Annotated in this window: 8 protein-coding genes and 1 rRNA gene; 6 read left to right on the forward strand and 3 right to left on the reverse strand. The window is 33.2% G+C overall.

The window, feature by feature from the left end:
* Positions 1–34: 34 nt before the first annotated feature.
* From ACSV4D_RS07330 to ACSV4D_RS07340, 3 genes are all read left to right on the forward strand, one after another.
* Positions 35–1,405: an NADH-quinone oxidoreductase subunit N gene (locus ACSV4D_RS07330; protein WP_439227683.1), complete on the forward strand. Its 1,371-nt coding sequence runs from the start codon at positions 35–37 to the stop codon at positions 1,403–1,405.
* A gap of 163 nt (positions 1,406–1,568) precedes the next feature.
* A complete protein-coding gene (locus tag ACSV4D_RS07335; RefSeq protein WP_439227684.1) occupies positions 1,569–2,285 on the forward strand; it encodes a DsbA family oxidoreductase in 717 nt (238 codons plus the stop codon).
* A gap of 10 nt (positions 2,286–2,295) precedes the next feature.
* On the forward strand, positions 2,296–3,285 hold the full coding sequence (locus ACSV4D_RS07340) for a Gfo/Idh/MocA family protein (RefSeq protein ID WP_439227685.1): 990 nt from the start codon (positions 2,296–2,298) through the stop codon (positions 3,283–3,285).
* 144 nt (positions 3,286–3,429) lie between these two features.
* Here the strand turns inward: ACSV4D_RS07340 and ACSV4D_RS07345 are convergent, their stop codons facing one another.
* A complete protein-coding gene (locus tag ACSV4D_RS07345) occupies positions 3,430–3,801 on the reverse strand; it encodes a hypothetical protein (protein ID WP_439227686.1) in 372 nt (123 codons plus the stop codon).
* Positions 3,802–3,986: 185 nt separating this feature from the next.
* Between ACSV4D_RS07345 and ACSV4D_RS07350 the strand changes: the two genes are divergently transcribed.
* A complete protein-coding gene (locus tag ACSV4D_RS07350; protein WP_439227687.1) occupies positions 3,987–4,856 on the forward strand; it encodes an AraC family transcriptional regulator in 870 nt (289 codons plus the stop codon).
* Positions 4,857–4,911: 55 nt separating this feature from the next.
* On the opposite strand, the gene ACSV4D_RS07355 is transcribed toward ACSV4D_RS07350, so the two are convergent.
* A complete protein-coding gene (locus tag ACSV4D_RS07355; protein ID WP_408081543.1) occupies positions 4,912–5,313 on the reverse strand; it encodes a hypothetical protein in 402 nt (133 codons plus the stop codon).
* A 286-nt stretch (positions 5,314–5,599) separates the two neighbouring features.
* Between ACSV4D_RS07355 and ACSV4D_RS07360 the strand changes: the two genes are divergently transcribed.
* Together ACSV4D_RS07360 and ACSV4D_RS07365 are read left to right on the forward strand one after the other, a co-directional pair.
* Complete coding sequence (locus ACSV4D_RS07360) at positions 5,600–6,874, forward strand: Y-family DNA polymerase (protein WP_439227688.1); 1,275 nt, start codon at positions 5,600–5,602, stop codon at positions 6,872–6,874.
* Complete coding sequence (locus tag ACSV4D_RS07365) at positions 6,865–7,305, forward strand: LexA family protein (protein WP_439227689.1); 441 nt, start codon at positions 6,865–6,867, stop codon at positions 7,303–7,305. The genes ACSV4D_RS07360 and ACSV4D_RS07365 overlap by 10 nt, the downstream gene beginning before the upstream one ends.
* A gap of 204 nt (positions 7,306–7,509) precedes the next feature.
* Here ACSV4D_RS07365 and rrf read toward each other — a convergent pair.
* A 5S ribosomal RNA gene (gene rrf / locus ACSV4D_RS07370) occupies positions 7,510–7,619 on the reverse strand.
* Between the last annotated feature and the right edge of the window lie 147 nt (positions 7,620–7,766).

Below are 7,766 nucleotides of genomic sequence, written 5' to 3' on the forward strand. Positions count from 1 at the left end.
TATCAGGTGCCAATCCTGAATCACAAAATAATATATGAATACATTAATAGCAATAATAGGATTAGGTATTTTATGCCTTATATTTGAAATTTTTGATGCCAGAAAAGCCATCATTCCGGTAGTCGTACTCGGATTATTGGCCGTTCTTGGATTAGACATCTCTGACTATAATGCTGCTCCGCAATTTTACTACAACAACATGATTGTTGTGAGTAAATTTTCTTCGGCGTTTTCAGGATTATTTATCATCCTTACTGTTTTCTTAGTTAGTTTAGGACATAAATTTTATGAAGGAAATCAAACTAAAATCTCCGATTTTATTGCCATAAAAATATTCCTGTTAGCTGGAGCAGTTGCTATGGTTTCTTTTGGAAACTTGGCGATGTTCTTTTTAGGAATTGAGGTTTTATCTATCGCTTTGTACGTTTTGGCGTCAAGCAACCGATTAAGCATTAAAAGTAATGAAGCCGGTTTAAAATATTTCTTAATGGGATCCTTTGCATCTGGAATTCTCCTTTTTGGTATTTGTTTGATTTACGGTGCAATGGGAAGTTTTGACATTGCCGAAATTAGTGAATTATCCCGCTCTGCCGAATTACCAATTTGGTTTCCAATAGGAATTGTTTTAATTTTTATTGGAATGCTTTTCAAAATTGCCGCTGTTCCGTTTCATTTCTGGGCACCGGATGTATACGAAGGTTCTCCTGCTCTCACTACCGCATTGATGAGTACTTTGGCTAAAGTAGTTGCTATTGCCACATTATACAAATTAGTAAAAACCATGAATGCTGATATTTCTCCTGCATTTCAGTTGATTATTGTAATTGTATCGATTGCTTCGATGACTGTTGGTAATATTATGGCTTTACGCCAAATCAACGTAAAGCGTATATTAGCTTTTTCAGGTATTTCACATGCCGGTTTTATGTTAATGACTTTATTAAGTACCGAGAAATCATCGGGAACTTTATTGTATTATACCTCGGCTTATGCACTGGCAGGAATCGCAGCTTTTACGGTAATTTTATATGTTTGCAAAACCAGAGAAAATGAAGACATTACTAATTTTCATGGCTTAGGAAAAAACAACCCCTTAATGGCAGCAATACTAACGGCTTCTTTATTGTCTATGGCCGGAATTCCAATCTTTGGAGGTTTCTTTGCTAAATTATTCTTATTTACTCAAACCATTCAGGCCGGATTTATTGTCTTAGTTGTAATAGCAGTAATCAATTCTATAATTAGTGTAGGATACTATTTCAAACTAATTTTGGCTATGTACACTAAAGAGCCTAATGAAGCTAAAATTCCAACTTCAAAAATTTATTATGCTGTAGCGGTTATTTCGATTATAATGAATATTGCTTTAGGTTTCTTCCCCTCTTTTGTTTTAGACTTATTGTAATATCATTTTACACCTTAAATAGGAAACCATCAAAGTACATTTTGATGGTTTTTTTGTTTTTAAACAACTCAGACCTAAATCACAATTCCTAATAAAAGCATAAAATAGAAATGGTTACAAAAGGTTTTTAGTACATTTGTATATACAAATAATTTTATTTAACATGGAAAATAAACTTAAAATACAAATCTGGTCGGATATTATGTGTCCGTTTTGTTATATTGGAAAAAGGAGATTAGAGAATGCTTTAAATCAATTTGGGCACCAAGATACTATTGAAATCGAATGGAAAAGCTTTCAGTTGGATCCTAACTTTGTAGCCGATGAAGATGACAATCTAATTGATCACCTTGCTGAGAAATATAGAAAAGATAAAGATTGGGCTATTGAATCACTAGAACATATGACCCAAAATGCAGCTAATTCAGGATTAGAATTCCATTTTGAAAAAGCCATTATGGCAAATTCATTTCATGCCCATCGCTTACTGCATTTAGCCAAAGAACATCAACTAGGTAATGAGCTTAAAGAACTGCTCTTTAAAGCCTATTTAACAGACGGAGAGGATGTAAATAACAAACACACCTTAACCAAACTGGCAATACAAGTAGGACTTGATGAAAAAACCGTTACGGAAGTTTTAAACTCAGATGCCTTTGCTGATAAAGTACAAGAAGATATCACAATGGCACAAAAAATAGGAATTCAAGGTGTCCCATTTTTTGTATTCGATAATAAATATGCAATTTCAGGTGCACAACATGAAGAGACATTTGTAAAAACATTAGAAAAAGTTTGGGAAGAAGGTCAATTTGAATCAAAAATTACTATCTTGAACGCTACAGATGCCGACAGCTGCGGTATTGATGGATGTAATTAAATTGATTAAAATGAGTGCTATAAATAATGAAAAAACAATTCGATGGGGAATCATCGGATGTGGAAATGTAACCGAAAAGAAAAGTGGACCTGCTTACCAAAAAACGAAGGGATTTGAAATTGTTGCCGTAATGCGCAGAGATGCCGATAAAGCAGCTGATTATGCTAACAGACATAACATCAAAAAGTATTATTCGGATGCTGACGCTTTGATTAATGATCCTGAAGTCGATGCCGTTTATATTGCTACTCCACCCGATTCGCATAAATTATACGGCTTAAAAGTAGCCGAAGCAGGAAAAATATGTTGCATTGAAAAACCTTTGGCGCCAAGCTACGAAGACAGCAAAGCCATATCTGAAGCCTTTGAAAGCAAAAACATTCCTCTTTTTACAGCTTATTACAGACGTTCTTTACCTCGCTTTAAGCAAATTAAAAAATGGCTGGATGCTAACAGCATTGGGCAAATCAGACATATTAACTGGCATTTAAGCAAGCCCGCTTCTCCACAGGATTTATCGGGTTTGTACAATTGGCGTACGGATGTTAAAGTGGCCAAAGGAGGTTATTTTGATGATCTAGCCAGTCATGGGCTGGATTTATTCAACTATCTTCTGGGGGATATTAAAGAAGTTTCAGGTATGAGTTTAAATCAACAAAATTTATATTCAGCCAAAGATGCTCTTGTAGCCTGCTGGATTCATGAAAATGGCATTACAGGAACCGGAAGCTGGAACTTTGGTACGGCAACCAGAGAAGATAAAGTCTTTATTTATGGAAGTCAGGGAACAATTGAATTTTCTATTTTCGATGAGCATCCTGTAATCTTGACTAATGGAAACGGAATCGTTCCAATGGTTATCGATCATCCGGAAAATGTTCAGCTTCATCATGTGGAAGATATGAGAGAGCAGCTGTTTGGAACCGAAAGGCATCCCTCAACTGGAAAAACAGCAACGCATACCAGTTGGGTCATGGATAGAATTACAGGTACATTATAAATAAAAAAAAGCTTCATAATTGAAGCTTTCTTTTTTAACTACACAAACTAATTAATTACTAACAAATAGCAAAATTTCTAACCACAATTTGATTATCATAATTCGTGCCAAAAAATACTTTTAACCGTTTTAATTTTAAAAATTTTACAAAACAGGCTTAACAATCTCTGAAATCGGATCCGTCATAATCGTTGCTGAATCATCTAAAACTAAAACTTCATATTTTATAATTTTAGATTGAGACTCTTCAACTAAAAAATAAATGCCTTTATCAAAGTTATTTAAATCATAACTTCTGACAATTTTCCCATTCACCATCAGACTTTCATAATGGATTAATTCTTCATCAGCATTATAAATGCTTATTCTAACCTGATCTTTTCCGTTTAAACCAAATGAAATCATCTTTTCTTGGCGAAATTCATTGCGCGCTGAAAAATTGATCGCCACCGCATACATATTCATAGCTATTAAAACTATTCCTGTTACCAAACTGATTTTTAAAATCTTTTTCATAATACCTACTTTTAAGATTTATACTCATTTAATAATGTAAAGTTATTATAAGCAGACTCTACAAAAAGACAGTAGATTTTCCAGTTGCTATGTTATTTTACCATCTACTAAAACGTTATCGCTTGGTTTAGTTAATATTACATATTTTTTTGTTAATTTAGTATAGCCAACCAAATTGAAAAAAAATGAAATCAACCTTACCAACACTCAAAATTATTGAGCCCTCTTTTGGCAGCTCTTTTACACTGACAAAATATAATATCAATTATAACTCTCATTTTTGGCATTATCATCCGGAAATTGAATTGATTTATGTAAATGGTGGAGCGGGAAAACGCCAGGTAGGAAGCCACATTTCCTATTATACCAATGGTGATCTGACCTTAATAGGGAGTAATCTACCCCATTGCGGTTTTACTGATGAATTAACAGGAAATAAAAACGAAATTGTTATCCAAATGAAACCTGAATTTTTAGGAGAACATTTTTTTGAGATTCCGGAAATGGTAAACATCAAAAACCTGTTACAGCAAGCTAAGTCAGGAATTACTTTTGGTGGAAAAACTAAAAGAAAAATTGGGAAGAAAATTGGAAAAATGGAAGATAAAACTCCTTTTGAACGCTTATTAAGTCTCATCGAAATCTTGAATGAATTAGAATTAGCAACGGAAGATGCAACTGTTTTAAACGCCGAAGGTTTCCGTATGGAAATGCATGTTCAGGACAATGAAAGAATCAATTCTATTTTCAATTATGTAAAAGATCATTTTAAAGAACCAATTCGTTTAGAAGAAATTGCAGAGAAAGTGAGTATGACGGTACCTTCATTCTGTCGCTATTTTAAGAAAATAACCCATAAAACTTTTACCAAATTTGTTAATGATTACAGATTAGTGCATGCCTGTAAATTATTAGCCGAAAAACCCATCAGCATTTCGGCCATAGCTTTTGAAAGTGGTTTTAATAATTTTAGTCATTTTAACAAATCTTTCAAAGAGTTCACCGGTAAAAATGCTTCGGAATACCGGCATGAATTAAAATCATTTTTAGAGTAAAACAAAAAAAGACTCCTAAAAAGGAGTCTTTTACTACTAACCTAACCAAAGTTAATTATTTAACCGCAACCGTTTTGTACACTTCTGAATAAGGATCTGACATAATTGTTGCAGTTTTATTAGCAACAATAATTTCATACTTCACAACTTTCGTTTTTGACTCAGCCACCAGATAATAAATCCCGTCAGCTAAAGGATTCAAATCGTATGTTTTAACGATTTTGTCATTTGATTTAAGAGGATTCAAATTCAATGTGTACAATTTTTCTGTATGCAACAACTGATCATTGGAATCATAAAGAGATACATTAGCTTTATTTACATCATTCAAGGCAAATGTTACCATTTTCTTTGGATTTGCTTTTTCAACTTTAGGAAATCTAACATCAGTTGCACGAGTATTTATAGCGATTAAAACAACTATTAATACTAAACTTAGTTTTAAAATCTTTTTCATAATTAGAAATTTTAGATTTATATTTCTTTTAACTGGTACAAAGATAGTTTGCGAATACAGATTTAAACTACAGTAGTTTTTCATATTTATATGCTATATTACCTTTTACGAAAACGTTTTAGTTAAAATATAGTAATATAACACAGTTAATAGGTAAAATAGCATAGTTATTTAGTATCCGGATAACTTTCTCATCATTTTAAATAAAATAAAAATCATTATCAAATCCTAAAAAATTAACTTTATAACAGTATTTAACAACAGTGCTATTGCGTAATTTTGTATTATGTATGCTTTAGTCGATTGTAATAATTTCTACGCCTCCTGCGAACGTGTTTTCCAACCGGAACTCAATGGTAAAGCCATTGCGATATTATCTAACAATGACGGCTGTGTAATATCCAGAAGCTATGAAGCGAAAGCCGCCGGTATCCCTATGGCTGCTCCGGCATTCAAGATTAAAGATTTAGTCAAAGAAAAGAATGTAAAACTCTTTTCATCAAATTATGCACTTTATGGTGATTTAAGCCGCCGTGTCATGGCCATTCTCAATCAATTAACACCTAATATTGAAATTTATAGTATCGATGAGGCCTTTCTAAACTTCGACGGATTAAATATTACGGATTATCATGACTACGGTCTACAGATGAAAAATCGTGTCCGAAAATGGATTGGAATCCCAATATGCATCGGATTAGCAGAAACCAAAGCCTTATCTAAAGTAGCCAACAAAATTGCAAAAGAATTTCAGGATAGAACCCAAGGTGTCTATGTTATCGATTCGGAAGAAAAACGCATCAAAGCTTTAAAATGGACTAAAATTGAAGATGTCTGGGGTATCGGATATAGAATGTATAAAAAAGCAAAAATAAGAAACATTAATACAGCCCTGGATTTCATACAACCAGAACATGAAACGTGGATAAGAAGAGAAATGGGCGTTGTTGGGCTTCGTTTAAAAGCCGAATTGGAAGGAAAATCAGTATTAGATTTAGAACCGATTGTCCAACAAAAGAAAAGCATTGCTATAACCAGGAGCTTTCCCAAACAAATCTCCGATTTTGACTTACTTCGGGAACGTATAACCACTTTTGCAGCTGTATGTGCAGAGAAATTACGCAAACAGCAATCATGCTGTCATACCATAATAGTAATGCTTGTTATTGACAAACATACTTTAAAAACATCGAAATATTATTTTAATAAAGCTATCACTTTACCTTATGCGACAAATTCTACTTTAACAATCTCAAATACCGCTATTGAATTATTTAAGCAGTTACATCAGGGAAATGAACATTTGAAATTTAAAAAAGCAGGTGTAATTGTTAGTGAACTTATTGGAGAAAGCCAAAAGCAATTCCAACTTTTCGAAGAAGAAAATCCCAAACATTTAGCATTAATGAGAGTGATAGATCATCTCAATACTAAAATTGGTGATACCAAAATAAAACTGGCAAGCCAAAATTTAAAAGTGACCTGGGACATGAATCAAAAACTTTTATCTAAAAAGTATACCACTAAATTCGACCAGATCCTTGAAATACGATGCGAATGAAAAAGAATCAAAAACTCAGTTTCTATAAACCGAATTATAAAAGTGAAGTGCGGATTCCTTTTATTCCTGATGGTGTATCAGCAGGGTTTCCTTCACCCGCTGCTGATTTTATGGAAAATAATATTGATTTAAATAAAGAACTGAGTGAAAATCCACTAGCAACTTTTTACATTAAGGTCAAAGGAAATTCAATGATTGATGCAGGAATTGAAGATCAGGATGTACTCATTGTCGATCGAAGTATTGAACCACGGGATAATAAAATTGCAATTTGTTTTATTGATGGAGAATTTACAGTAAAACGTATTAAACTACAGAAAGATTGCCTTTACTTAATGCCTGAAAATAGCAATTATAGTCCTATAAAAGTCTCCGAAGAGAATGAATTTATAATTTGGGGAATTGTAACTTATGTGATAAAAAAAATATAAAAATCAATCTTACTCTGAATTTTCCCTTTTATAATATTCTTTACAAAAATAGTCCAAAACAAAAACCCTGTTTCTATCGAAACAGGGTTTATAGCATCTGAAACAAGTTCAGATTAAAGAAAGGCGACGAACCGAACCGTTAGGCGAACACGTCGTACCTATAAAAAAAAGAGCCCCAACCTTTTCAGGTTGGGGCTCAATAAAGAAAGGCGACGACATACTCTCCCACAAAACTGCAGTACCATCTGCGCAGGCGGGCTTAACTACTCTGTTCGGGATGGGAAGAGGTGAGCCCCGCCGCAATAACCACCTTAAGAAGTTATAATTGCTTTGGGCAATCTTTTTTAATTAATAATTAACAATTGATAATTCATAATTAAAAACAATATCTTAACATACTGAGATAAAGAAAGTATTTTTAGTATTAGAAAGTTTCTCCCCCACACCCTAGTGTGGGGAAA

The sequence above is a fragment of the Flavobacterium sp. ARAG 55.4 genome (assembly GCF_051846875.1).
GTDB classification, from domain to species: domain Bacteria; phylum Bacteroidota; class Bacteroidia; order Flavobacteriales; family Flavobacteriaceae; genus Flavobacterium; species Flavobacterium plantiphilum.